Here is a 24,560-nt window from a genome sequence, read left to right as displayed (position 1 = left end):
GTGGTCAGGCTGCCACGCTGGCAGTAAACAGATAACCGGCGCCGTGGATGGTGATGATCAGTTGCGGCTCGGCCGGGTCATCGTGCAACTTGCGTCGCAGGCGTCCGACGAGTACATCGATGGAGCGGTCGTTGGGCACCCATTCACGGTTGCGGATCTGATCCATCAGCTGATCGCGGCTCAGGGTGTGGCCGCTGTTGCGCAGGAATACGCTGAGCAATTGATACTCGCCGTGAGTCAGCAGGGTTTCGCTGCCGGTGTTGTCGATCAACCGGCGGCGATCCGTGTCCAGGGCCCAGGCGGCAAACTGTTTGACCGGCCTGGAAACAGACGCCACCGCTTTCGGCGTATGAGCATGACGAACCCGGCGAATCAGGTTCTTCGCCCGTGACACCAGTTCGCGTGGATTGAGTGGTTTGATCACGTAGTCATCGGCGCCGCACTCAAGGCCGACGATGCGGTCGATTTCGTCGTTGCGCCCGGTGATCAGAATGATCCCGACTTCCGAACGGACCCGCAGCTCCCGGGTCAGGGTCAGGCCGTCCTTGCCGGGCAAGCGGATATCGAGCATCACCAGATCGACTGTCTGGCTCGCCAGAAAGGTTTCGGCCAGCTCAGCGGTCGCGGCGCAATGCACCTCGTAACCTTCCTGGCTCAAGTAAGCCTGAAGCAGTTCGCGAATCAACGGATCGTCATCGACGATCAATACCCGAGGAGTCATCGCATGGTGTCCTGCGTGTGCCCGTAGGCGTGTTTCTTATTAGAGTTTTTTGCTGCACTGACGCCTGAGAGTATCCATTGCTGAACGATCGATCAACAGCCCGTCGTCTGCAAACAGAAACGCTGACGCCCACCCGCCTGCAAACCATCGACCCACGCTTCGCAAATCTGCATGCCCTGTTCAGGGGTAAAGGTGCCGGGGTTGAGCCCGGACTCCAGCCACAGACCGTCGAGTAAAGCGCTGAGGCTGATGGCCGCCAGATCGGCGTCGAAGTTTTCCCAGCCCTCCTCCTGCGCCAGCTCGGTCAGCACCTTGCGCAAAATGCCGCGATACTCGCCATAGGAATGTTCGTGCGCGAGGTTGATCGCCTCTGCCGTCTTGACCGCGCCCCAGAAGGCCAGCCAGGCGTCGAGCAGTTGCGGGTCCAGCAGTTCAGCGGAGAACGAGCCGCGAAAGAAGGCGGACAGACGCTCGCGGGCATTGGGCGCCGCCTGTTCCATGGCGGCGCGTAACAGCCCCATGACCCGACCGGTCACCGCCAGATAGGCTTCTGCGACCAGTTCGTCCTTGCCCGAATAGTGATGGCTGATCAGCCCGACCGACACACCGGCCTCGGCGGAAATCTTGCGAATGGACGCGCCCTGAAAGCCGTGGCGCTTGAGGCACACGAGCGTGGCCTCGATGAGATTGGTTTTGCGCAGCTCCGGCGCCATTCTGGAGAATCGGACTTCCTGAGTCATGGGGCGACGTTCCTGGAGGCGAGGGTTGAGCTCTGTATGAGCCGTTCGCGAGCTGAACGACTGTACAGCAACAACCCTCGTCTACTCCAGATGTTGAGGCTTTTTACATATCGGGCAGCACATCAGGCGGAACAATCGCACCGCCCTTCATCACGACCGGGGTTTTCTCAAGGATTGAGATGTCGGCGAGCGGATCACCGTCGACGGCGATCATGTCGGCGAATCGACCGGAACTGACGGCACCGACGTCCGCCTGCCAATTGAGCAGGTCAGCGGCAACGACGGTAGCGGACTGGATGGCCTGCATTGGGCTCATGCCGTATTTCACCATGTAGGCAAACTGCTTGGCGTTGGTACCAATCGGATAAACACCCGCATCGGTGCCGTAGGCGATTTTCACCCCGGCCTTGACCGCTTTACGGAATGCCTGACGTTGTACGTCGGTCGTTTCAGTGTTTTTGCGCAAGTAACTCTCAGGCCAGTTTTCCTTGCGCCCCACTTCATCGATGTAGTCGCCGTTGTAAATGTCCATGACCAGATAAGTACCGTTGTCTTTCGCCAACTTGATGCCTTCATCATCCAGCAGCGATGCATGTTCAACGGATCTGACGCCTGCGCGAATAGCGGCCTTGATGCCTTCTGCGCCATGGGCATGGACGGTGGCATAGCTTTTATGAACCTTGGCCTCCTGTACCACGGCGCGCATTTCTTCTTCGGTCATTTCCATTTGACCCGGTTCAGTACCTTCGGCCAGTACGGAGCCTGTGCCCATCATCTTGATAGTGTCGACGCCGTGCTGGAACAGATAACGGGTCTTCAACTTGGCGTCATTGGCATCACGGTAAACGCCGACGCGCATGTCCGCCGGTATCTCCACGCCCGGGGCAAACCCGGTCACTTCACCACCACCGCCGGCTACGGTGATGTAAGCCCCGACGACGTTCATCCGTGGCCCCAACACCCGATTCGCGTTGATTGCATCACGCAGTGCGACGTCGGTGAAGGCTCGATAAGTGCCCAGGTCATGCACGGTTGTAAAACCCGCCCGCAAGGTTTGGTAGGCGTGTTTCGCACCCATGAGCGCAACATCCTGAGGGGAATGCAGAAGCGGCTCAGCCACGTTGTTGGTCATGTCCCAATCGGAGATATGCGTGTGCATATCGATCAGACCCGGCAGGACAGTCTTGGCAGACCAATCAATCACTTTGCTTTCGGCTGGCGGCGCACTCCACGGTTCCACGGCAACGATGCGCTCACCGTCAATCTTGATGCGTTGATCGGTCAGTACTTTACCTTTCTCGACGTCCACTAAACGGCCGGCATGGACGTACACCGTCTCTGCGTGAGCGGACAACGCCAATGAGGAAAGTGTTACCGCTAACGCAATACATTTGATCGGAATATTTTTCATGTGAAACCTCTTGTTTTTATCGGATTCAGATGTGCACATCAAAAAAGATCGAACGGGTACTGGGTGATGATTCGCACTTGCTTGACACTGTCACCCGTGAACTGGAAGTCCGCATAACGCACACGAACCGAGAGATTCTTCAGAGGTCCGCTTTCAACGACGGTCTTGAGATCGACATCACGTTCAATTTGCTTATCGGAGCCGGCAAAGTAAGTATACAAACCTTCGGGATCAACTTGTTTATTGTCTATATCGAAACCGTAAACATAACGCACACCTAAAGTAGTCCGGATAAAGCCATTACTTCCAAAGTCGTATTGATAACCCAAGCCCACCGACTGTTCACCCGGACCGTTAAAGTCTCCGTACTGCGACGAGTTGGCCAGATAGATAGAGTCCATGTAAGTGCCGTCCGCTGCCATCAAGTAATCAAACGGTTCATCACCGTGGATTTTTTGATAAGACAGGGTAACCGTGTGCGGGCCCGTGGCGTAGGCCGTTGCCAGCGACCAGGCGGTGACGTTGATGTCGCCAGCCAGGGACTGCCCTTCATCGAGCGAGCGGTACAGGTTGAAGTCGACATTCAGCGTTTGTTCGGAGGGCAGCGCAAAGGTGTAGTTGGCGTTCATGTAGTACTGGTGCCACAAGTCTTCTGTCCGAGACACATAGAAGCCGACACTGCCTTCTTCCACTGGCTGGTACGTCAGACCGGCGTAATCGACATTGCCCCCTTTCACCCCGGCGTAGCCGGCATAGAAATCGCCGTCATGGTCCGTACTGGCAGAGCCTTTGTTGGAGAAGAAGTGCCCGGCATCGATACTGACTTTCTCGATGTCGGTGCTCAGCAGTTGGATGCCTCTTGTGGTCACCGGCATCAAGCGCGAGTCGGGGGTGGCAAGTACCGGGTTGTATGGCCGCAGATCGCCATACTGGATAATCGTATTCGACCACTTCATTTTTACCGAAGTATTCAATGTCGACGATTCAGTTCTTTCACCGTCTCCCTCCGCGGGAAACATACCCGACCCCACGGTCCCGCGCCCACCGTCAAGTTTATAAGCAGTATCGACACTGGCATCGACACCAAAGCCGATAAGGCCTTGAGTAAAACCTGACTTGTAGTCCAACAGAAACCCCTGCCCCCAACCTCGTGCATCGGGATAGCCGGAAAGGGAGTTTCGATTGAAATACATGTTTCTGGCGAGAAGAGTGGCCGAACTGTCTTCAACAAAACCGCCAGCAGCCTCTTCTGCCTGGGCTTTCATATAACTTCCGGACACCGAAATTACAGCGACACCTAACAGGGAACGCAGCTTCATGTAGACCTCAGGGCTTTGATTATTATTGTTTTCTGTCACGCCTCTACAACCACAATGTTAAGCAGACTGATCTTGTAATTAACAGTTTTAAGATGTGGAAATATGATAAGCATATGTAAGTCAAGTAACGGGATGTAATGCGCGTATTACATGTCGCATCACACACCACGCAATATCGATAAGTCTGTTTCCGCCCGTCAGGCGTGGTGGGCTAAAACACACAACCAGTAAAAAAATCAGTTGATTTTTTACTGATGGTAAATTCATATAGAAAAACAATAACGCCGAAAACCGGCCTTTCGGCTTCAGCCTGCCTGGAGTAACCGCACCATGTCGACCGCTTCCCCTGCCTTCGCGCACCTGTTCGAACCCTTGCAACTGCGTGGCAAACGCCTGAAAAACCGCATCATGTCCAGCGGTCACGACACCTCGATGCCCACCGACAACCTGGTCAACGAGCAACTGATCGCTTACCACACTGCGCGGGCCGAAGGCGGCGTCGGGCTGATCGTGCTGCAAGTGGCCGGCGTGCATGACAGCGCGCGGTATACCTCGCATGTGCTGATGGCCACCGACGACGCCTGCATCGAGGGTTATCGAAAAATCGCTGACAGTTGCCACGCTCATGGCACCGTGGTGCTGTCGCAGGTCTTCCATCCGGGTCGGGAAATCATGGAGTCCAGCGATGGCTTGCTGGCTGTCGCCTACTCACCTTCGGCGGTGCCGAACGAGCGTTTCCGGGTGATGCCGCGTGCGCTGGATCAAGCGATGATTGATGAGATCGTCGCCGGTTACGGGGCCGCGGCTCGACGTTTGTACCAGGCCGGAATCGACGGCGTGGAAGTGGTCGCCAGCCACGGTTACCTGCCGGCGCAATTCATCAATCCGCGGGTCAACCGTCGCACCGATGGCTACAACGGGGAGCTGGAGCAACGCCTGCGTTTCCTGCGTGAAGTGATCGCCGCCGTGCGCGCCAACACCGATGAACACTTCATCATCGGCTTGCGCATTTCCGCCGATGAACGTGACCCTGAAGGGTTGACCGAGGATGAATCCCTGGCCGCCGTGCAATCCCTGCAACCGCTTCTGGATTACGTGCACATCGTCGCCGGCACCTCGGCGTCATTAGGCGGTGCCGTGCACATTGTGCCGCCGATGGCGATCGAAGCCGCTTATCTGGCCAAGGAAGCCGGAACGTTCAAGGCCGGGCTGTCGATTCCACTGTTCGTCACCGGGCGCATCAACCAGCCGCAGGAAGCCGAACTGATCCTGGCGCGTGGCCAGGCCGATGTCTGCGGCATGACCCGCGCGCTGATCTGCGACCCGCAAATGCCCAACAAAACCGACACCGGCCATGTCGAGGATGTACGCGCCTGTATTGCCTGCAACCAGGCGTGCATCGGCCACTTCCACAAGGGCCTGCCGATTTCCTGCATCCAGCACCCGGAAACCGGTCGTGAGTTGATCTTCGGCCAGCGCCAACCGGCGGGGCAACGCAAACGCATCATGATCGCCGGCGGCGGACCCGCCGGAATGAAAGCCGCCGCCGTGGCGGCCCAGCGCGGACATGACGTGACCCTTTACGAAGCCAGCTCGCAACTCGGCGGCCAGGTGCTGCTGGCGCAATTGCTGCCTCGACGTGCCGAATTCGGCGGCGCCAGCACCAACCTGCAACGGGAAATGGAGCTGGCTGGCGTGCGCGTCGTACGCAACACCCGGGTGGACCGGGCGCTGGTCGAACGCGAACGCCCGGACATGGTGATCGTCGCCACTGGCGCCGAACCCTATTGGCCAGCGTTCGAACGCGGCGGCGAACTGCAGGTCGTCGACGCCTGGCAAGTGCTGCGCGATGAAGTGCAAGTCGGCCGGTCCGTGGTGGTCGTCGACTGGCGCGCCGACTGGATCGGCCCCGGTATCGCCGAACGCCTGGTACGCGCCGGGCACCAGGTGCAACTGGCCGTCAACGGCACCCATTGCGGCGAAAACCTGCCGCTGTACGTGCGCGATCAACTGGCCGGCGAGCTGCACAAACTCGGCATCCCGATCACGCCTTACGCCCGCCTGTACGGCTGCGACGACAACACTGTCTACCTGCAACACACCGCCAGCGGCGAACCCATGTTGTTCGAAAATATCGACACACTGGTGCTCTGCCAGGGCCATCAACCCGTCGATACCCTCGGCACCGAACTGCAAGGCCTGGTGGAGTTTCGCCGCATCGGCGACTGCCTCGCACCGCGCACCGCCGAAGAAGCCATCTACGAAGGTTTGAAAGTCGCCTGGGCGCTTTGAGGCTGTTTTATACTCCGGGGCTTTTAGAATCCCCGGTTTGGAGCACGCCATGAGCAACAGCAGCAAGATGCCGCCTGCCAGCAGCGCGCCCATACAAGACAGCGCCACGGCAGAACCGCATTTTCTCGGCACACGGATTCGTGGGTTGCGTAAACGTCGGGGCATGACCTTGGCGGAACTGGCGCAGATGAGCGAGCTGACGGCGGGGTATATCAGCCAGCTGGAGCGGAACCTGGCTTATCCGTCGATTCCTGCGCTGTTCAATATCGCTCGTAGCCTGGGTGTGACCATTCAATGGTTCTTTGCCAGCGAGGGCAATACGGCACCTGAAGATAACGGCGTTGTGGTGCGCAAGAACACTCGGATGAGCGTGCATTACGAGGATGGAATCGTGGATCAGCTGCTGACACCGCAGCCGAATCGACAGTTGGAAATGCTGCATTCACGGTTTCCTCCCGGGACTTACAGCCAGCAGAGTTACAGCCATGAAGGCGAAGAGGCTGGGTATTTGCTGTCGGGAAGTTTTGAGTTGTGGGTGGGGGAGCGATATTTCCAGCTGAATGAGGGGGACAGTTTCAGCTTTTCGAGCCAGGAGCCGCATCGGTACGGGAACCCTGGAGAGGTGGATGCGGTAGTGATTTGGGTGATAACGCCGCCTTCGTTTTGAAGATTCGGCCCATCTCGGTACTTGATAGATTCAGGTAGAACGACCACTACACAAAAAAAACCGGCGTCTGGCCGGTTTTTTTTCATTCGTTTACAACCACCCGAACCCTTTTCCCATCATGGCTGCCAAGCCCAGCGCCGTGGAGATCAACGCGCCGAACAGTAAACGAAAGTCCGTTCGAGCTTCTTTGCGGTACTCCCGAAAATCCGTTCGAGACTCTTCACGGTGCTCCCGAAAATCCGTTCGAGACTCTTGACGGTGCTCACGAAACTCCACGCGAAGGTCACCGAGGTCGCGCCGGACGTATTCGATATGCGTTTCAAGTTTGGATACACGCGGTTCCAATGGGTTTTCTCCTGGAGGACCTGGTGGTCTTCGTCCATTATCGTCATTGCCACTTCTTTTGTTGCTCGGGAAGCGGTCGGGGTAATGCTCATCAAGGTTTACCAGCACAAAAGGCTCACTCATCGCAGGCCTCCAGCGCAACGGTTTTGCTGCCGTCTTCGACGACGATATCTGCCAGCACACTGAGCGAATGCAGGCGAATAAATCCGCAGTACGTGCAGTTAAGCATCACCGCCGGTGTGCCGGAGCGTAAATACTCTTTGCCACACGCCCAAGGCAAGCCTACGCCCGTCGCCCCAACCTGGAGTGGCAACTCCCACTCATCATGCTCACAGAACGGGCACTCGGTATTCTTTATTCGCGCTTTGAAAATGTTGGCCAACCGCCCGATATCCAGATGAAGATCCCCAGGCATTGGCTTGCCTCGTGACACCCCGGTCTGATCATCGCCCTGAAAACCTTCTTCACTGCCGCTGTACATCGCTACCTCCTCCTTGAGGGAATAAATCATCGATTAACCGATCAACCAGAAGATGGTGCGTATCGTCCAGCCACCTGCTCGACCACGAAGTCATGACTGATGTCTTCGCTGAAAACGAATATACCTTCGATCAATCTCGGACGTATCCGCGTAGAAAGTAGGACGATTCGCTTGTTTGTGTCAGCCCGGAATTATGGCTGTGAGAATTGTCCAGGCGTGGCTCTCACTCGAAGCTGACCAGCAACAGGGTCACGGGTTTCTTAGATGAGTGGGGTCTTCAGTTGGAAAGGTCAGTGGCCGTTCCGGCGTTGCACCGGCATCGCCCTGAGGTTCGGCATGAGGTCTGGAAATGATCTGGGCCACCAATCCCGACACACCCCTTTCAATCAGTGAAAGAAGCCCAAAGGTAATGAAGCCAAAGATCAGCCCGACAACCAGTATGCTCAAAGGGTGAATCTGCACGGCGTCGGAGCTTTCCAGCATGTAGAGAAAAGCCTGAACAGCAACAGCCACGCAGGCCGCAACAGCTGCTATCAGCTTGATAATCAACCAAAGCCGCCGCCATCTGTTCATGCTCTTCCCCGCGATCCGGTGATTTAGCTCGTTATTGCATGATAGCTAATGGGCGGGATGCGCCTGGTTTCCTCGCATATCTTCAGGTAATCAGTGACGGCCTCTTCAAACGCATCTCGAAGCTCCGCTACCGACTCCCCATGAAATCCAACCACATCTTTGATACCCGCGATATGGCCGACAAACAGACCGTCTTCGTCGCTGTACTCAATTCGGGCGGTATAGCCGTGGTAATTCATTATGTTCACGGGATGGCTCCTGCTTGTTCAAGGAAAACCCACGCATCACGAACCTTGTAGGGCGTTGCTTGTTTGTCGGAGTGGGGTCGGTGCCAGAATATCCGGGTGACTCTCGATGAAGTTGTAGGCAAAATCCGAGAGTTGCGTAAGGAAGCGCGTTACTGCGCTTTTCAGCAAGCCACCGCCTTGTTGCTCCCATCTTTGCCGGGATACTCTGCAGACGTCGCTGCACATTCAGCGACCGGGCGTGAGACCCCGGGGACAATCAAGGCGCAAAGCGCCACAGAACCTATTACGGCGTTTTTTCGTCAGCGATTAGGTTTTATGGCGGCTGTGCGTGGGAGGCTTTCGGGCCTACCGGTTACCTTGATTGCCGGGTCTCACACCACGCACCGCTGCCACCCACGCTTTTGAGACAGCGAAGTGGCAGTTCTTCCAATCAAGGGAACTGATAATGAACAAACTGAATCCGTCCGAGATACGTCCTCTCACGCACCTACCTTCTGTGCGGTGCTGTTCGTCAACTCTTCAACTTTGCGTCTATGGAGGTGGCCAATGACCGAACCAACAGAAGCAAAAACCATCGGTTTCACCCCCATCTACTGTTCAGACAATGCCCTGTTCCATGTCAGCGCGGGCGTACCCGTCAGCATTGCATTGGCACAGGCCTCTGACTTCCTGTTCCTGGCCAAGGCGCTCACAGAGGACGCTGCGTACTTTAGAGACACAGACCGTCATGCCTGGACCGCGCACTATTTGACGGCGATGGGTAAAGCGCTGATTGATGATGTGGTGAAAGCGGTTTCGCCTAAGCCCGCCTGCAAGGGTAAGAAGACCGAGAATAGCGGCTAATCATTCTGAATAATTCGCCCCGAGGTCTCGGGTCCTTTGCCTTTTCAAATGCCCTAACCCAAACGCCAGAAACGAAAAAGCCCCTGAAATCTTTAACAATTTCAGGGGCTTAGTCTTATTCAATAATGGCGGAGAGATAGGGATTCGAACCCTAGGTACCGGTGAAGGTACAACGGATTTCGAATCCGTCCCATTCGGCCACTCTGGCATCTCTCCAACGGCGCGCATCATAACAACACTTTCGCCGGAAGCGAACCCCCTAAGCGAAATTTTTCCGTGCTATCAGATGCTTGCGTCGGTTAAAGCGGTACGCCCAGACGATTGGCGACTTCTTCGTAGGCTTCGATGACGTCACCGAGGCCCTGGCGGAAGCGGTCTTTGTCCATTTTCTTGCCGGTAGCCTTGTCCCACAGGCGGCAGCCGTCCGGGCTGAATTCGTCGCCCAGGACGATGGAGCCGTCGGAGAACACGCCGAATTCGAGTTTGAAGTCGACCAGCAGCAGGCCGGCGTCGTCGAACAGTTTGCTCAGGACTTCGTTGACCTTGAGCGACAGTTCTTTCATGCGAACCAGTTGCTCGGCGGTGCCCCAACCGAAGGCCACGACGTGGGATTCGTTGATAAACGGGTCGCCCTTGGCGTCGTCCTTCAGGAACAGTTCGAAGGTGTAAGGGTTGAGCTTCATGCCTTCTTCGACGCCCAGGCGCTTGACCAGGCTGCCGGCGGCGTAGTTACGCACGACGCACTCGACCGGGATCATGTCGAGTTTTTTAACCAGGCATTCGTTGTCGCCCAGCAGTTTGTCGAACTGGGTCGGCACGCCGGCGGCTTCGAGTTTCTGCATGATGAAAGCGTTGAACTTGTTGTTCACCATGCCTTTGCGGTCGAGCTGCTCGATGCGCTTGCCGTCGAACGCCGAGGTGTCGTTGCGAAACAGCAGGATCAAGCGGTCAGCGTCGTCGGTCTTGAAAACCGATTTGGCTTTGCCGCGGTAGAGTTCTTCACGTTTTTCCATGATGGGCTCCGCTTGCTAAGTAGGTGGGCTAGGCGATGTGTCGCCAGTCGAGCCCTGAATCTTGATCGGCCAGTTGCAGCCAGTCCGGGTCGCACCCGAGGGTATCGACAAAACATTGCCGGGCCAGCTGCGGCAGGTTGTTCTTGCTGCTCAGATGGGCCAGGACCAGGTGTTGCAGGCCTTGCCAGCCCAACTCAGACACCAGGAATGCCGCCTGGTGGTTGTTCAAATGTCCCAGTTCACCGCCCACCCGCTGCTTCAGGAAGTACGGGTAGTGACCGCGAGCCAGCATGTCACGGCAATGGTTGGACTCGATCATCAACGCATCGAGGTCCCGATAGCCGTCCAGCACCTTGTTGCAATAGGAGCCCAGGTCGGTCAGCAGGCCGAAGCGCCGCTCACCGTCGCTGAACACATATTGCGTCGGTTCCTGTGCATCGTGGGCCACGGCGATGACGCCGATGCTCAGTGCGCCGATCTGCAATTGCTCGCCGCCGGCCAGAAGGCCAGCCGGTTCAATCGGTTTGCGCATCCCGCGCAGGGTCCCGCGACTGAGGTAGACAGGCAGATTGTAGCGCCGAGACAGCAAACCCACGCCATGCACGTGGTCGGCATGTTCGTGGGTCACGAGTATCGCGCTCAGCTGCGCAGGGTTCACACCCAGGCGCAGCAGGCGTTTTTCGGTTTCCCGCAGGGAGAAACCACAATCCACCAGTACATACGTGTCAGCGCTGGCTATCAGCGTGCCGTTCCCTTGGCTACCGCTGCCGAGAACGGCAAAACGCATGTGATCAGCCCAGGTTGTCCTGAATCACGCTCAACACTTTGCGCGCCACTTCTGCCGGCGCCACGGTGTTGATGTTTTTCTCGACGGTGACCTGGACGTTGTCGCCCACCTTGCTCAGGCGAACCTGATAACGCTCGGCACGGGCTTCAACTTCTTCCTTGCTCGGCGCGCTGCCGAACAGGCCGCTGAAGAAGCCTGGCTTCTCGTCTTTCTTCTCGGCTTTTTCGGAGAGGTTGATGTAGTACAGGCCCAGGCTGCGGTTGATGTCTTCAACGCGCCATTCGCCCTGTTCCAGCGCACGACCGACGCTCGACCAGGCACGGTCCAGGTCATTGCCAACGTTCAGAACCGGGTTGCCGCTGCCGTCTTCGCTCAGGCTGACGCGACTTGGCGTATCAAAATCACGCGAAGCCAGCATGGAGACCGAACCGCCCTTCTCCGAAATGCGGCTCATGCTCGCGAGCATGTCGTCGACCAGTGCCGCGTCCAGGCCAGTGTTGACCGAACGGTTGGTGAAGGCCACGTCGGCGGTGCTGCCGGCAGGACGTTCGGCGCTGACCACGTAGACTTCACTGGTGTTGCGCTGCACGCCCGGCTCGATACGCACCCGAACACGGGTTTCGCTGTCGGTGCTGACACCGGCGGCGCTCAGGCGCTTGGCCATCGCTGCCGACAGTTCGTCGGCATGCTGCCAGGTGGTGGTGAATTCGCCGGTTTGCGGCTTTTGTTCGTCCAGACGGAAACCGTTGTCCTGGAAGAACTGCACAGCCACTGGCCAGACTTCGGCAGGTGGATTCTGGGCCAGGATTGAACTCGAACCACCGCTCTTCTGCAGCGAGTAGGCGCTGGCGTCAGCCGATGCCGTCAATGGCTGCGGACGCGGCACGATGTACTCGCCCTTCGCGGTGTCATCGGCCACGTTGCGCGGGATCGGCAGCAGCGGGTCCAGACGTTTGGCGGTGCTGACGTCCGGCGGCAATTGCATAGGTGCAGTCTGTTGCGCTTCCAGGTAATCGCTACCACGGTCACGGAAATAACCTTCCGGGCCCCAGACCCATCCACAGCCACTGGTGCTGGAGATAATCAAGGCAAGTGCGGAAAGTCCGGCCAATCGCTTCATGCGTAGTGCTTCCTCAATTAAACCAGTACGCCGGACTGGCGCATGGCCTGCCGCAGCGGTTCGTGACAGGCAGCGCTGAGCCAGGTGAGCGGCAGACGGATACCGTCCGGCATCAAGCCCATTTCATGCAGCGCCCATTTCACGGGGATAGGGTTGGATTCGATAAACAGGGTTTTATTGAGCGGCATCAGCTTTTCGTGAATCGCACGGGCCGTCACGGCGTCGCCTTTCAGGGCCGCGTTGCACAGGTCGCTCATGTCGCGCGGGGCGACGTTGGCGGTGACCGAGATGTTGCCTTTGCCGCCGAGCAGGATCAGCTCGACTGCGGTGGCGTCGTCACCGGAAAGCACCACGAAGTCTTTGCTGACGCCGTCGATGATGGCTTTGGCACGGGTCAGGTCGCCGGTGGCTTCCTTGATGCCGATGATGTTTTTCACGGTCGACAGGCGGATCACGGTTTCGGTCAGCATGTCGCAGGCGGTACGGCCCGGCACGTTGTACAGAATTTGCGGGATGTCGACGGCTTCGGCGATGGCCTTGAAGTGCTGGTACAAGCCTTCCTGGGTCGGCTTGTTGTAGTACGGCGTGACCAGCAGGCAAGCATCGGCGCCGGCGGTCTTCGCATTGGTGGTCAGCTCGATGGCTTCACGCGTCGAGTTGGCGCCGGTCCCGGCGATCACCGGAATACGCCCTGCCACCTGCTTCACCACGTAACGAATCACTTCGATGTGTTCGCTCACGTCGAGGGTGGCCGATTCACCTGTAGTGCCGACCGCCACGATCGCGTGGGTGCCGTTCTGCAGGTGAAAGTCCACCAGTTTGCTCAGGCTGTCCCAGTCGAGACGACCTTGTGCATCCATGGGTGTGACCAGTGCCACCATACTGCCCGCAATCATGCAACCGCTCCTGCCGGAAAAAGAGAGCGGTAATGGTACTGGCGCCAAGATGCTTGTACAAGCAAAGTACTGCGCTGCTGCCATTCCCCTTGGCGCTGCTTTTCGCTACCCTTCAGACTTTGATCGGTACTGATAAGCTCGCACGTCGGGTTTCAGCCTCCATTTTCGGCATCACAAGCCCCGATCCAGCGTTGCCACCCCTCGCTCTTGCCTTGATGGAGCATGTTGCAACCTTCGGCCCGGGTTTTCTGAATTCGCATCCGCAGGCTCGCCCCCGGTAGTAAAAGCCCGTAAAAGTATCGACCGCTCATCGCTTTAGGAATGCTGCATGTCCACCCCCACAGTTCGCGAACAATTCCTTGTCATCAGTGCCCTCGGCGCCAACCCCATGGAGCTGACTAACGTCCTGTGCCGCGCCAGCCATGAAAACCGCTGCGCCGTGGTCACCTCTCGCCTGACCCGTCATGGCGAGTGCAGCGCGTTGATCCTCGAGATCTCCGGCAGCTGGGACGCCCTGGCGCGCCTGGAAGGCAGCCTCTCGGGCCTCGCCAAGAAGCACGCATTCACCGTTAACGTGGTGCGTAGCGCGGCGCTGGAGAATCGTCCCCAGGCCCTGCCTTACGTCGCCTATGTCAGCTCGGCCTATCGCTCGGACATCATCAACGAGCTGTGCCAGTTCTTCATGGACCACAACGTCGAGCTGGAAAACCTGACCTGCGACACGTATCAGGCGCCGCAAACCGGCGGCACCATGCTCAACGCCACGTTTACCGTGACCTTGCCGGCCGGCGTGCAGATCAGCTGGCTGCGCGATCAGTTCCTGGATTTCGCCGACGCGCTGAACCTGGACGCGCTGATCGAACCGTGGCGCCCACAAAACCCAATGTAAGGAAGCTTTCATGGCCGTTGCCATCGACCAACCGGTTGCCGACTTCGAAGCACCTGCGACCAATGGACAGACCGTCAGCCTCGCGGGCCTTAAAGGCAAGCAAGTGGTGATCTACTTCTATCCGAAGGACAGCACGCCAGGCTGCACCACTCAGGGACAGGGCTTTCGCGATCAGCTTGAGGCCTTTAAAGCGGCTAACACCGAAGTCTTCGGCGTGTCGCGCGACAGCCTCAAATCCCACGAAAACTTCAAGGCCAAGCAAGCGTTCACCTTCGAGCTGATCAGCGACAAGGAAGAAGCGCTGTGCCAGTTGTTTGATGTGATCAAGCTGAAGAAGCTGTATGGCAAGGAATACATGGGCGTTGATCGCAGCACGTTCCTGATTGATAAGGACGGTGTGCTGCGCCAGGAATGGCGCGGCGTGAAGGTGCCGGGGCATGTGGATGCGGTGTTGGCTGCGGCCCAGGCGCTGAACAAGGCCTGATATTCGGCGTTCTTTCGGACGCCTTCGCGGGCAAGCCTTGCTCCTACACAGTCCCTGTAGGAGCGAGGCTTGCCCGCGAAAAGGCCCTCAAGTCTGACCGTTAAAGCAGCGGCGCCACCACCGGCTCTTTCCGCGGCCAGGCATCCAGCACAGCTTTAAACAGCGTCGCCAGCGGAATCGCAAAGAATACCCCCCAAAATCCCCACAACCCGCCAAACAACAAAACCGCGCAGATAATCGCCACCGGATGCAGGTTGACCGCCTCCGAAAACAGCAGCGGCACCAGCACATTCCCGTCCAGCGTCTGAATAATCCCGTAGACCGCCATCAAGTAAATGAACTGATCGCTCCAGCCCCACTGGAACAGCGCAATCAGCATGACCGGCACCGTCACCACCACCGCGCCGACGTAAGGCACCACCACCGACACCCCCACCAGCAATGCCAGCAGCGCTGCGTAGTTGAGACCCAGCACGACGAAACCGATGTACGTCACACCCCCGCAAATGAAAATCTCGATGACTTTGCCGCGAATGTAGTTGGCAATCTGCCGGTTCATCTCGTGGGCAACGCGGGTAATCAGCGCCCGCTCGCGCGGCAGATAGCCGCGCACCCACTGGCCGATCATCTCTCGGTCCTTGAGGAAGAAGAACACCAGGATCGGCACAAGGACGAGGTAAATCATGATGTTCACCAGTAACGGCAAACTCGACAGCGAGAACGTCAGCGCCCACTGACCAAACTTGCCGATTTCGCCCCGCGCCACTTCAATGGCCTGCAACACCTGCTCGTCCGATACCAGATGCGGATAGCGCTCGGGCAGCAGCAACAGCAGCGATTGCCACTTGGCGAGCATGCCGGGCAGTTCGTTGAACAGCGTGATCAGCTGATGCCAGAGCAACGGCACCACGACCACAATGAACACCAGCAAAACGCCCATGAACAAGGCGAAGACCAGCCCCACTGCCACCCCGCCAGGCATGCGCAGGCGTTCTAGGGTGACGACCAGGCCTTGCATCAGGTACGCCAGCACCATCCCGGCGAGTACCGGCGCGAGCATACCGCCCAACGTGAGCACGGCGGTAAAGGCCAGAAACAACAGCACGGCCAGCACCACGGCTTCTTCATCGGAAAAGTAGCGCTGAATCCAGTCGCGTAACACCTTGAACATCAATAATCCTTAGAAACGAACGCAGCAGGTTTCAGGCTTTTTTCAACCAGTAGCGGTAGACACCCGCCTCATCTTCTTCGCGAAGCAGCGTGTGACCTGCCAATCGGGCAAAGGTGCGAAAGTCGCGCTGGGAACCCGCATCGGTGGCGATGACCTTGAGCACCGCGCCACTGGCCAATTTATTGAGCTCCAGCTTGGCCTTGAGCAACGGCAACGGGCAATTCAGGCCACTGGCATCCAGTTCGGCGTCGTGGGTTACAGCGTCGGTCATTACTTCGCTCCGAGTCAGGTGGTGGAGTTGCCTAGAATATCTGGTCCCAAGCCAAGTGTCCGGCTACAGTAAGGTCTTTGTCGACTAAGGCTTTGTGCATGACTTTTTTGCGCCCTACCCTGCTGACGCTCGCTTGCCTGCTCGCCTCACCGGGCTTCGCCGACGACCTGCCGTCACTCGGCGACGCCAGTTCTGCCATTGTCTCGCCGCAACAGGAATACCAACTGGGCCGTGCGTGGCTGGCGCTGTTGCGCAGCCAGGTCTCGCAGCTCAACGATCCGCAGCTCAAGGATTACGTCGAGTCCAGCGTTTACCGACTGGTGGAAACCAGTCAGGTCAATGACCGGCGCCTGGAGTTCATCCTGATCAACAGTCCACAGCTCAACGCCTTTGCGGCGCCGGGCGGGATTGTCGGGGTCAACGGCGGCCTGTTCCTCAATGCACAGACCGAGGGCGAATACGCTTCGGTACTGGCGCACGAATTGGCTCACTTGTCGCAGCGCCACTTTGCCCGTGGTGTTGAAGCCCAACAGCGCATGCAAGTGCCGATGATGGCCGCCCTGCTGGCCGGGATCGTCATTGCGGCTGCGGGGGCTGGCGACGCCGGGATCGCGGCGATTGCGGGCACGCAGGCGGCAGCGATTCAGGAACAACGACGCTTCTCGCGCCAGAACGAACAGGAAGCCGACCGCATCGGCATCCTCAATCTGGAAAAGGCCGGTTACGATCCGCGGTCGATGCCGACCATGTTTGAACGGTTGATGCGTCAATACCGTTTCGACGCCAAGCCGCCGGAATTCCTGCTGACTCACCCGGTGACCGAATCGCGGATCGCCGACACCCGCAACCGCGCCGAACAGGCGAAACAGGGTGGCATCGAAGACACCATGCGGTATCAGCTGATTCGTGCTCGCGTTCAACTGGTCTATGAAGAAACCCCAGGCCTGGGTGCGAAGCGTTTTCGCGCGCAACTCGACGAGAACCCGAAAAACGACGTTGCCCGGTATGGCTTGGCGATCGCCCAGATCAAGGGTGGCCAGCTGAATGAGGCACGGGAGAATCTCAAGCTGCTCTTGGCCAAATCACCGAACGAGATCATCTACAACCTGGCGCAGGTGGATCTGGACATCACCAACAATCGTCTGCCCGATGCTCAAACTCGGGTTGACCGGATGCTGACTCAATACCCAGACAACTATCCGCTGAACCAGGTGCGTGTCGATCTGCTGCTGAAACAAAACCGCGCGGCAGATGCCGAGAAAGCACTCGAAGGGTTGCTCAAGTCGCGTCCGGATGATCCGGACGTGTGGTATCAGGTGGCCGAGACGCGGGGCCTGTCCGGCAACATCATCGGTTTGCATCAGGCTCGGGCGGAATACTTTGCCCTGGTTGGCGACTATCGCCAGGCCATTCAGCAACTGGACTTCGCCAAGCGTAAGGCTGGCAGCAACTTCCCGTTGTCGTCACGTATCGACGCCCGGCAGCGTGAGCTGATGGAGCAGGAGCGCATGGTCAAGGACATGATGGGCTGACCGTCTTCCGGACCATAAAACGCAGACACAAAAAAACCGCCTCTTTCGAGGCGGTTTCTTATTCAGCCGACAACCGGTTTATTCAGCCAGTTTGAAGGTGATGAAGCTGGCACGACCTTGACGCAGAACCCGCATGGACACCGAACGATTCTTCGGCAGTGCCTTGGCGATTTCAGCGAACTCCTTGCTGTCGTTGATAGCCTGGTTGTTCAGGTGAGTGATCACATCATTTGGCTGCAAGCCGATAAGCGATGCAGGACCATCCTGAACTTCCTTGATTACCACACCACCTTTAAGGTCGTAGGTTTTCTTCTGCTCAGCAGTCAGATCGGCGACGGCAACGCCCAGGCGATTGCTGTTGGTTTCAACACCGGACTTGAGTTTCGAGTCCAGCTCTTTGCCTTCGTCAGGGATAGCGCCAACGGTCAGCTCGACATTCTTGCGCTTGCCGTCGCGAATCACTTCAAGTTTGGCTTTCTCGCCTTCTTTCAGTGCGCCCACCAGGTGCGGCAGATCGGCAGACATGACGATCGGTTGACCGTTCATGCTGAGGATCACGTCGCCGACTTGCAGATCACCCTTGGCAGCCGGGCCGTCTTCCTGGATCTGGGCCACCAGCGCACCGGCTGGTTTCTCAAGACCGAACGACTCGGCCAGATCCTTGTTCACTTCCTGGATCACGACACCCAACCAGCCACGGCTGACTTTGCCGCCACTTTTCAGCTGATTGGAAACGTCCATGGCCACATCGATAGGGATCGCGAACGACACGCCCATGAAGCCACCGGATCGGGTGTAGATCTGCGAGTTGATCCCGACCACTTCACCGGCCAGGTTGAACAGCGGACCACCTGAGTTACCCGGGTTGATGGGCACGTCGGTCTGGATGAACGGCACATAGTTTTCGTTCGGCAGACTACGACCGACAGCGCTGACGATACCTTGGGTCACGGTATGGTCGAAACCGAACGGCGAACCGATCGCTACGACCCACTGGCCGGCCTTCAGGTCCTGGGATTTGCCCAGTTTCAGGACGGGCAGATCCTTGCCTTCGATTTTCAGCAGCGCCACGTCGGAACGTGGATCGGTGCCAACCAGCTTGGCTTTCAACTCACTGCGGTCGGAGAGACGAACGAGAATTTCGTCAGCATCGGCGATCACGTGGTTGTTGGTCAGGATGTAGCCGTCAGGCGAAATGATGAAACCTGAGCCCAGGGACTGCGCTTCACGCTGACGATCACCGCGAGGCGAACGTGGCTGCTGCGGCATGCCCCGCTCGAAGAACTCGCGTAGCGCGGGTGGCAGGCCCTCAAGGTCGGGCATCTGGCTGGACACTCTGCGGTCCGGCAGCTTTTGCGTGGTACTGATGTTCACCACCGCAGGCGAGGCTTGCTCGACCAGTTGGGTGAAGTCAGGCAGTTCGACTGCCTGAGCAGTGACCACCTGACCGAGCACCAGCACGGTGGCAAAAATGGATAGATAAGACTTCAAGCGAGGTATCGACATACGGCTCCCGTTACGACGAGCATGGTTAAGCGATATGGAGCAAGGAACACCGGGAAAGATACGCCGGTATTTTTGTTCCGGGAACAACAAAACAAGGCCAGAGCCGTGAGGCTCTGACCTATAGAAAAATTCAGGTTTTTTTGCAAATTGAAATGCTCACCAAACATTTCGATATCAGCTCACTACTTGGTTGCAGTGGCATCGGAGCGCATGGACAGCGCAATCCGTTCAGCAGTACCAATTGGAATCTCACCGACCACGGTCACCATCATCTCGCCTTGAGGGGTCGTCAAGCGTCGAGAAACAGCAACGGTTGGGCCTAGCTGGGTGCGGGTGTCAGTGATGGTGGCGCCGTTCAATGGCTCAAGAAATACCGAGAACCGTGCCAGACCATCGTCATACATCAGACTGTTGACCTGGGTTTTGGTCTCTGGATCCTTGCGGGCGCTGCTGCTGGTCAACTCAAAACCGGGGGGAAGCCAGTCCGAATGCCAAACCTGGGCAGCCTTTACGGCTGAAGCCTTGTCGCTGTCGAGGTTGACAGCCTTGCAATCTTCGCCTGCCTGCAAGTCACTGTCAGACGGCACGCTGGTGGTGTTCAACTGGGTGAACTGGAAACGCTCCAGCAACTGCCCTTTGTCATTGAGCAACAATGACTTCAATGGCAAGCCGGTTTCCTTATCCAGGTGAAGTTCAAAACCGTAACGATGCTGATCGCGTGGCGTCAGCGAAACAATCACTGCCGCACGCCCAGCCACACGCGACTTGCCAATGACGGCAAGCTCATACCAATTTTTCAGCTTTTGTGGATCGAGTGCACGAGCAGCAGAATTGGGTGAATCCCCAAGCCCTGCGATCAGGGCGCCGCTGACGCATTGAGTATGCCCATCAATGCGCACGACTTCCTGTGCGGAGCCATCGAGCTGGAGTAAACGCTCGCGGACTTTGCCATCCTGGACACGATGCCAGATGTTATGGGTAGAAAAACTACCGTTACGCTCGTATACGAAAGTGCCGTGAAAGCTTTGCTGTTGCTCGGCCTGACCAAGACGGGTCAACCAGTCCTGGGCTTCATCGGCGTGGGCTGGAACAACAAACCAGCCACCGAGCAGAAGCGAAAGTAGAGGGATGGCGCGCATGATCCTCCTTAACGGTTTTCCAGGCTTGCTGCACGAGCGTAAGGCAGAGCGCTCTCAGTACCTTTCAGTGCAGCTTGTTGAGCATGTTGGCGCAAGTAACCTGGCAGACGCTGATCGTGCCAGCCTGGCTGACCTTGCAATACGCCGTTGGCCATAGGGCCAGTGGCTTCCGAACTCTCATTGTAGCCTGCTAATACAGCTGGACCTTTGACCTGAGGAACGGCCAGGGCTGGCTGATTGGATTGTTGAGCAAGTTCAACACCAGCGATCTCGTCCTGGTTGTACAGACGTACACCTGCCAACACGGCAACGGTTACCGAAGCAGCGACAGCCAGACGACCCAGGCTGCGCCATGGACCACGGGAGGCTTTTGCCGGTACGGCTTCGTCAGCCAGAGCAGCAGAAACTGCCGCGGCGATGTCCAGACGTGGAAGCAGCAGATCCTTGTGCATAACTGCCCGAGCGATCTGATAACGAGCCCATGTTTCACGGGTTTCAACATCGTCAAAGGCATTCAATACCCGACGCAATTCCAGTTCGTCCGCTTCGTTATCCATCACTGCGGACAGCGATTCCTGCAGGGCTTCACGACTCATGGCGTTCCTCTCTTGGCTATCGCCGCTGTCTCAGTTTTCCTGCAACAACGGCTGCAGGGCTTTATCGATGGCCTCCCGAGCGCGGAAAATCCGGGAGCGCACGGTACCCACCGGACATTGCATGACGGCTGCAATGTCCTCGTAACTCAGACCATCGAATTCACGTAAAGTTAACGCCGTACGCAAATCTTCTGGCAGTTGCTGAATGGTTCGATGGACGGTGCCTTCGATCTCATCCCGCAGCAATGCACGCTCTGGCGACTCGAGATCCTTGAGGCCATGATCGCCATCGTAGAACTCTGCATCTTCGGAACTGACATCGCTATCCGGCGGCCGACGGCCGCGTGAAACCAGATAATTCTTCGCCGTGTTGATGGCGATGCGGTAAAGCCACGTATAAAACGCGCTGTCTCCGCGAAAGTTTCCAAGTGCGCGGTAGGCCTTGATAAAGGCTTCCTGTGCCACATCCTGGGCTTCATGGGTGTCGTGCACGAAACGCACGATCAACCCGAGAATTTTGTGCTGGTATTTCAGCACTAGCAGATCGAAAGCTCGCTTGTCGCCGCGTTGAACGCGCTCGACGAGCTGCTGATCCTCTTCCTGGGTTAGCATGAACACTCCTCGATAAGCTCGGAGGAGGCTTGCATAACTAAACGACCAGACTTGCAAACATAGACTCGGGCTTTTCGCAAAAGTTCTCCCCCTCCAAGCAAGTTTCCTGCGGGCTCTGATTTGGCACGCACGAAAAGCGCAGCTCGGCATGACCCGGCTGCGCGAATAATCTTGTCGTCGGATTCACTGCAAGGGCCAAACCACAAGCCCCGACCTGAAACCGACACTGTCCTTCTTTTCAGGCACCGTCTATTGATCTTGGGCCTTTGGCAAAAGTTCCAAATATTTATAGCCGGACGAAAGGGACATTGTGCAACCGTGAATAGAAAAAGACTGTTAAATCGTTGATACAGTCGCCTAGTCGCCGAACCGGCCGAAAAACCATCCGACGAAGCGTCGGGTATTTTCCGTCACAGTAGTTTCACAATGCCATATGCGCTCGGGTATTGTGCCGCTCCCCCCCTCTATATACTAGTGGGCTGTGTGGCTGCCTTGACTCGCCGTTCCAGGAGTCTTGCGCCAACCCCGACCCGGGTCGCTTTGAGCGGAATCCTGAAATGAGCCAACAGTTTCAACACGATGTTCTGGTCATTGGCAGCGGCGCTGCCGGTTTGAGCCTTGCGCTGACCTTGCCCGGACATTTGCGCATTGCCGTACTGAGCAAAGGCGACCTCGCCAACGGCTCCACGTTTTGGGCCCAGGGTGGCGTCGCTGCCGTTCTGGATGACACCGATACTGTCGAATCCCACGTCGACGACACCCTCAATGCCGGCGGTGGACTTTGCCACGAAGACGCCGTGCGCTTTACCGTCGAGCACAGTAAAGAAGCCATTCAATGGCTGATCGACCAAGGCGTACCGTTTACCCGCGATGAACAATCCGGCACCGAAGACGGTGGATTCGAGTTTCACCTGACCCGCGAAGGCGGTCACAGTCATCGGCGCATCATTCATGCCGCCGATGCCACGGGCGCGGCGATTTTCAGAACCCTGCTCGCCCAGGCCAGACTGAGACCGAACATCGAACTGCTGGAGCAGCGGGTCGCCATCGATCTGATCACCGAAAAACGCCTGGGCCTGGAAGGCGATCGCTGCCTCGGTGCTTACGTACTGAATCGCACCACCGGTGAAGTCGACACCTACGGCGCACGATTCGTGATCCTCGCCTCCGGCGGAGCGGCGAAGGTCTACCTCTATACCAGCAACCCCGACGGCGCCTGCGGTGACGGCATCGCCATGGCGTGGCGTTCGGGCTGCCGGGTGGCCAACCTTGAGTTCAACCAGTTCCACCCGACTTGCCTTTATCACCCGCAAGCCAAGAGTTTCCTGATCACCGAAGCCCTGCGCGGCGAAGGTGCACACCTGAAGCTGCCCAACGGCGAACGCTTCATGCAACGCTTCGACCCACGCGCCGAACTCGCGCCTCGGGACATCGTCGCCCGCGCCATCGACCATGAGATGAAGCGCCTGGGGGTCGACTGCGTCTATCTGGACATCAGCCACAAGCCCGAAGCGTTCATCAAGACTCACTTCCCGACGGTGTACGAGCGCTGCCTCGAGTTTTCCATCGACATCACCAAGCAACCGATCCCGGTGGTTCCGGCGGCGCACTACACCTGCGGCGGTGTGATGGTCGATCAGAACGGTCGCACCGACGTGCCGGGCCTGTATGCCATTGGCGAAACCAGTTTCACCGGCCTGCACGGCGCCAACCGCATGGCCAGCAACTCGCTGCTGGAGTGCTTCGTCTACGCCCGTTCGGCCGCGGCGGACATTCTGGAACAGTTGCCGCAGGTATCGATTCCGATCGCCCTGCCCGTCTGGGATGCGAGCCAGGTCACCGACTCCGATGAAGACGTGATCATTGCGCACAACTGGGATGAACTGCGGCGGTTCATGTGGGACTACGTCGGCATCGTGCGCACCAACAAGCGCTTGCAACGCGCGCAGCACCGCGTGCGGTTGTTGCTGGACGAAATCGACGAGTTCTACAGCAACTATAAGGTCAGTCGGGATTTGATCGAGCTGCGTAACCTGGCCCAGGTGGCGGAGCTGATGATTCAATCCGCCATGGAGCGCAAGGAAAGTCGCGGCCTGCATTACACCCTCGACTACCCGAACCTGCTGCCAGTCGCGCTGGACACTATTCTGGTGCCGCCCACCTACGCCGACTGAATGCAAGCCTCACGCGCAGGCGTCGGTGCACATCCGCCGCCTGCGAGTCGCGGGGAACGCAGATCGATCGGACTCGCCGCTCGCCTCGCAGTCGAAAACGCAACACCACGACCAACGGCAACGCCAGGCTGTCCGGTCGTAGCTGAACGGGTTGCCAGCCTGAGGCTTGATTCCACAACTGCCAGCCATCGGCATCTCGACGTAAACCGCGAAATGCCTGTGGATGTGTCAGCAAAATCTGTCGCGGCAGCAGCCAGACGCCGTGAGCCACGCACAGCGTAAAGCCGAGCAGAAGCGCCCAGACTGGAATCGAGAGAAGAAACAACGAACCCAGCGCGAACAGCTGGGCTACAAGATACGCCGCCAGCAACTGCCGCGAGGCATGCCAGCGGCATTCGAACGCGTTACTTGGGTTGGACACGATCCAGGATCATGCGAACCATGCGCTGAAGCTCCGGATCTTCCGACTCGGCGCGTTCCATGAACCAGCCGAACATGTCCTGATCTTCGCATTCGAGCAGCTTGCGATAGCAATCGCGGTCGACGTCGTTGAGGTGCGGGTAGACCTCTTTCACGAACGGCACCAGCAACACGTCAAGCTCGAGCATGCCGCGGCGGCTGTGCCAGTAGAGGCGATTCAGTTCAACATCTTCGACCATGGAGCGCTCCTCAAATAGGCGGCAAGTATACAGCCCCGAGCCCGGTCGAACACTCGGCTTTGGTCGGGCGC

At 57.9% G+C, this 24,560-nt stretch carries 26 protein-coding genes, 1 tRNA gene and 1 pseudogene; 7 read left to right on the top strand and 21 right to left on the bottom strand.

From position 1 onward, the window contains the following. Nucleotides 1–4 precede the first annotated feature (4 nt). The 4 genes from ACA049_RS07180 to ACA049_RS07165 form a co-directional block, all read right to left on the bottom strand. On the bottom strand, nucleotides 5–721 hold the full coding sequence (locus tag ACA049_RS07180; protein WP_497334223.1) for a response regulator: 717 nt from the start codon (nucleotides 719–721) through the stop codon (nucleotides 5–7). Between the two features lie 92 nt (nucleotides 722–813). Beyond that, nucleotides 814–1,461 (bottom strand): TetR family transcriptional regulator C-terminal domain-containing protein, encoded by a 648-nt coding sequence (locus ACA049_RS07175; RefSeq protein WP_497334221.1) that lies wholly within the window; start codon nucleotides 1,459–1,461, stop codon nucleotides 814–816. Between the two features lie 103 nt (nucleotides 1,462–1,564). Beyond that, nucleotides 1,565–2,872: a Xaa-Pro dipeptidase gene (locus ACA049_RS07170; RefSeq protein WP_497334219.1), complete on the bottom strand. Its 1,308-nt coding sequence runs from the start codon at nucleotides 2,870–2,872 to the stop codon at nucleotides 1,565–1,567. Nucleotides 2,873–2,910: 38 nt separating this feature from the next. Beyond that, the gene (locus ACA049_RS07165) at nucleotides 2,911–4,191 is read right to left on the bottom strand and encodes an OprD family outer membrane porin (protein ID WP_497334217.1); all 1,281 of its coding nucleotides are present in this window, start codon (nucleotides 4,189–4,191) and stop codon (nucleotides 2,911–2,913) included. A gap of 330 nt (nucleotides 4,192–4,521) precedes the next feature. On the opposite strand from ACA049_RS07165, the gene ACA049_RS07160 reads away from it, so the two are divergent. After that, nucleotides 4,522–6,483 carry an oxidoreductase gene (locus ACA049_RS07160; RefSeq protein WP_497334215.1) on the top strand — a complete coding sequence of 654 codons (1,962 nt, stop codon included), beginning with the start codon at nucleotides 4,522–4,524 and terminating at the stop codon, nucleotides 6,481–6,483. Nucleotides 6,484–6,550: 67 nt separating this feature from the next. Next, on the top strand, nucleotides 6,551–7,150 hold the full coding sequence (locus tag ACA049_RS07155; protein WP_497336791.1) for a cupin domain-containing protein: 600 nt from the start codon (nucleotides 6,551–6,553) through the stop codon (nucleotides 7,148–7,150). Nucleotides 7,151–7,240: 90 nt separating this feature from the next. On the opposite strand, the gene ACA049_RS07150 is transcribed toward ACA049_RS07155, so the two are convergent. The 4 genes and pseudogenes from ACA049_RS07150 to ACA049_RS07135 all read right to left on the bottom strand — a co-directional run. Then, a complete protein-coding gene (locus ACA049_RS07150) occupies nucleotides 7,241–7,618 on the bottom strand; it encodes a hypothetical protein (protein WP_497334213.1) in 378 nt (125 codons plus the stop codon). After that, nucleotides 7,611–7,976, bottom strand: a complete 366-nt coding sequence (locus ACA049_RS07145) for a hypothetical protein (RefSeq protein WP_497334211.1) — start codon at nucleotides 7,974–7,976, stop codon at nucleotides 7,611–7,613. Before ACA049_RS07145 ends, ACA049_RS07150 begins: the two co-directional genes overlap by 8 nt. A 249-nt stretch (nucleotides 7,977–8,225) precedes the next feature. After that, the gene (locus ACA049_RS07140) at nucleotides 8,226–8,549 is read right to left on the bottom strand and encodes a hypothetical protein (RefSeq protein WP_497334209.1); all 324 of its coding nucleotides are present in this window, start codon (nucleotides 8,547–8,549) and stop codon (nucleotides 8,226–8,228) included. A gap of 41 nt (nucleotides 8,550–8,590) precedes the next feature. Beyond that, nucleotides 8,591–8,797: pseudogene (locus ACA049_RS07135) on the bottom strand (type II toxin-antitoxin system HicB family antitoxin); the annotation flags it as partial. A gap of 546 nt (nucleotides 8,798–9,343) precedes the next feature. Here ACA049_RS07135 and ACA049_RS07130 point away from each other — a divergent pair. Further along, nucleotides 9,344–9,640, top strand: coding sequence for a DUF3077 domain-containing protein (locus ACA049_RS07130; RefSeq protein WP_497334207.1), 297 nt, complete (start codon nucleotides 9,344–9,346; stop codon nucleotides 9,638–9,640). 126 nt (nucleotides 9,641–9,766) lie between these two features. Here ACA049_RS07130 and ACA049_RS07125 read toward each other — a convergent pair. The 5 genes from ACA049_RS07125 to dapA all read right to left on the bottom strand — a co-directional run bounded on the left by ACA049_RS07125 (nucleotide 9,767) and on the right by dapA (nucleotide 13,456). Next, nucleotides 9,767–9,856 (bottom strand) — tRNA-Ser (locus tag ACA049_RS07125). 83 nt (nucleotides 9,857–9,939) lie between these two features. Further along, on the bottom strand, nucleotides 9,940–10,653 hold the full coding sequence (gene purC, locus ACA049_RS07120; protein WP_008034929.1) for a phosphoribosylaminoimidazolesuccinocarboxamide synthase: 714 nt from the start codon (nucleotides 10,651–10,653) through the stop codon (nucleotides 9,940–9,942). A gap of 28 nt (nucleotides 10,654–10,681) precedes the next feature. Continuing rightward, nucleotides 10,682–11,440, bottom strand: coding sequence for an MBL fold metallo-hydrolase (locus ACA049_RS07115; protein ID WP_008153089.1), 759 nt, complete (start codon nucleotides 11,438–11,440; stop codon nucleotides 10,682–10,684). 4 nt (nucleotides 11,441–11,444) lie between these two features. Continuing rightward, the gene (bamC, locus tag ACA049_RS07110) at nucleotides 11,445–12,560 is read right to left on the bottom strand and encodes an NlpB/DapX family lipoprotein (protein ID WP_497334205.1); all 1,116 of its coding nucleotides are present in this window, start codon (nucleotides 12,558–12,560) and stop codon (nucleotides 11,445–11,447) included. Nucleotides 12,561–12,577: 17 nt separating this feature from the next. After that, nucleotides 12,578–13,456, bottom strand: a complete 879-nt coding sequence (gene dapA / locus ACA049_RS07105) for a 4-hydroxy-tetrahydrodipicolinate synthase (protein ID WP_497334203.1) — start codon at nucleotides 13,454–13,456, stop codon at nucleotides 12,578–12,580. Nucleotides 13,457–13,784: 328 nt separating this feature from the next. Here dapA and ACA049_RS07100 point away from each other — a divergent pair, with 328 nt between their 5' ends. Further along, nucleotides 13,785–14,345, top strand: coding sequence for a glycine cleavage system transcriptional repressor (locus ACA049_RS07100; RefSeq protein WP_109628402.1), 561 nt, complete (start codon nucleotides 13,785–13,787; stop codon nucleotides 14,343–14,345). Nucleotides 14,346–14,355: 10 nt separating this feature from the next. Continuing rightward, nucleotides 14,356–14,829, top strand: coding sequence for a peroxiredoxin (locus ACA049_RS07095; RefSeq protein ID WP_497334201.1), 474 nt, complete (start codon nucleotides 14,356–14,358; stop codon nucleotides 14,827–14,829). 100 nt (nucleotides 14,830–14,929) lie between these two features. On the opposite strand, the gene ACA049_RS07090 is transcribed toward ACA049_RS07095, so the two are convergent. Beyond that, on the bottom strand, nucleotides 14,930–16,000 hold the full coding sequence (locus ACA049_RS07090) for an AI-2E family transporter (RefSeq protein WP_461957629.1): 1,071 nt from the start codon (nucleotides 15,998–16,000) through the stop codon (nucleotides 14,930–14,932). Nucleotides 16,001–16,031: 31 nt separating this feature from the next. Next, the gene (locus ACA049_RS07085) at nucleotides 16,032–16,271 is read right to left on the bottom strand and encodes a sulfurtransferase TusA family protein (RefSeq protein WP_497334199.1); all 240 of its coding nucleotides are present in this window, start codon (nucleotides 16,269–16,271) and stop codon (nucleotides 16,032–16,034) included. 98 nt (nucleotides 16,272–16,369) lie between these two features. Here ACA049_RS07085 and ACA049_RS07080 point away from each other — a divergent pair, with 98 nt between their 5' ends. Next, nucleotides 16,370–17,803, top strand: a complete 1,434-nt coding sequence (locus ACA049_RS07080) for a M48 family metalloprotease (protein WP_497334197.1) — start codon at nucleotides 16,370–16,372, stop codon at nucleotides 17,801–17,803. 78 nt (nucleotides 17,804–17,881) lie between these two features. Here ACA049_RS07080 and ACA049_RS07075 read toward each other — a convergent pair whose 3' ends face one another. The 4 genes from ACA049_RS07075 to rpoE all read right to left on the bottom strand — a co-directional run bounded on the left by ACA049_RS07075 (nucleotide 17,882) and on the right by rpoE (nucleotide 21,656). After that, nucleotides 17,882–19,309: a DegQ family serine endoprotease gene (locus ACA049_RS07075; RefSeq protein ID WP_497334195.1), complete on the bottom strand. Its 1,428-nt coding sequence runs from the start codon at nucleotides 19,307–19,309 to the stop codon at nucleotides 17,882–17,884. Nucleotides 19,310–19,491: 182 nt separating this feature from the next. After that, complete coding sequence (locus ACA049_RS07070; RefSeq protein WP_497334193.1) at nucleotides 19,492–20,448, bottom strand: MucB/RseB C-terminal domain-containing protein; 957 nt, start codon at nucleotides 20,446–20,448, stop codon at nucleotides 19,492–19,494. 8 nt (nucleotides 20,449–20,456) lie between these two features. Further along, a complete protein-coding gene (locus ACA049_RS07065; protein WP_497334191.1) occupies nucleotides 20,457–21,044 on the bottom strand; it encodes a sigma-E factor negative regulatory protein in 588 nt (195 codons plus the stop codon). Nucleotides 21,045–21,074: 30 nt separating this feature from the next. Further along, nucleotides 21,075–21,656 (bottom strand): RNA polymerase sigma factor RpoE/AlgU, encoded by a 582-nt coding sequence (gene rpoE / locus ACA049_RS07060; RefSeq protein WP_007944079.1) that lies wholly within the window; start codon nucleotides 21,654–21,656, stop codon nucleotides 21,075–21,077. A 557-nt stretch (nucleotides 21,657–22,213) separates the two neighbouring features. Between rpoE and nadB the strand changes: the two genes are divergently transcribed. Further along, a complete protein-coding gene (gene nadB / locus ACA049_RS07055; protein ID WP_497334189.1) occupies nucleotides 22,214–23,830 on the top strand; it encodes an L-aspartate oxidase in 1,617 nt (538 codons plus the stop codon). Here nadB and ACA049_RS07050 read toward each other — a convergent pair. Further along, nucleotides 23,799–24,251, bottom strand: a complete 453-nt coding sequence (locus ACA049_RS07050) for a protein YgfX (RefSeq protein WP_497334187.1) — start codon at nucleotides 24,249–24,251, stop codon at nucleotides 23,799–23,801. The two genes, nadB and ACA049_RS07050, sit on opposite strands and share 32 nt — an antisense overlap. Beyond that, entirely contained in the window at nucleotides 24,235–24,489 is a 255-nt protein-coding gene (locus tag ACA049_RS07045; RefSeq protein WP_007944081.1) for an FAD assembly factor SdhE, read from the bottom strand. Before ACA049_RS07045 ends, ACA049_RS07050 begins: the two co-directional genes overlap by 17 nt. Nucleotides 24,490–24,560: the final 71 nt, after the last annotated feature.

It is taken from the genome of Pseudomonas sp. LBUM1662, assembly GCF_059695915.1.
Note: the sequence above shows the minus strand (reverse complement) of the source record. Positions and strands in the feature narration are given on the sequence as shown.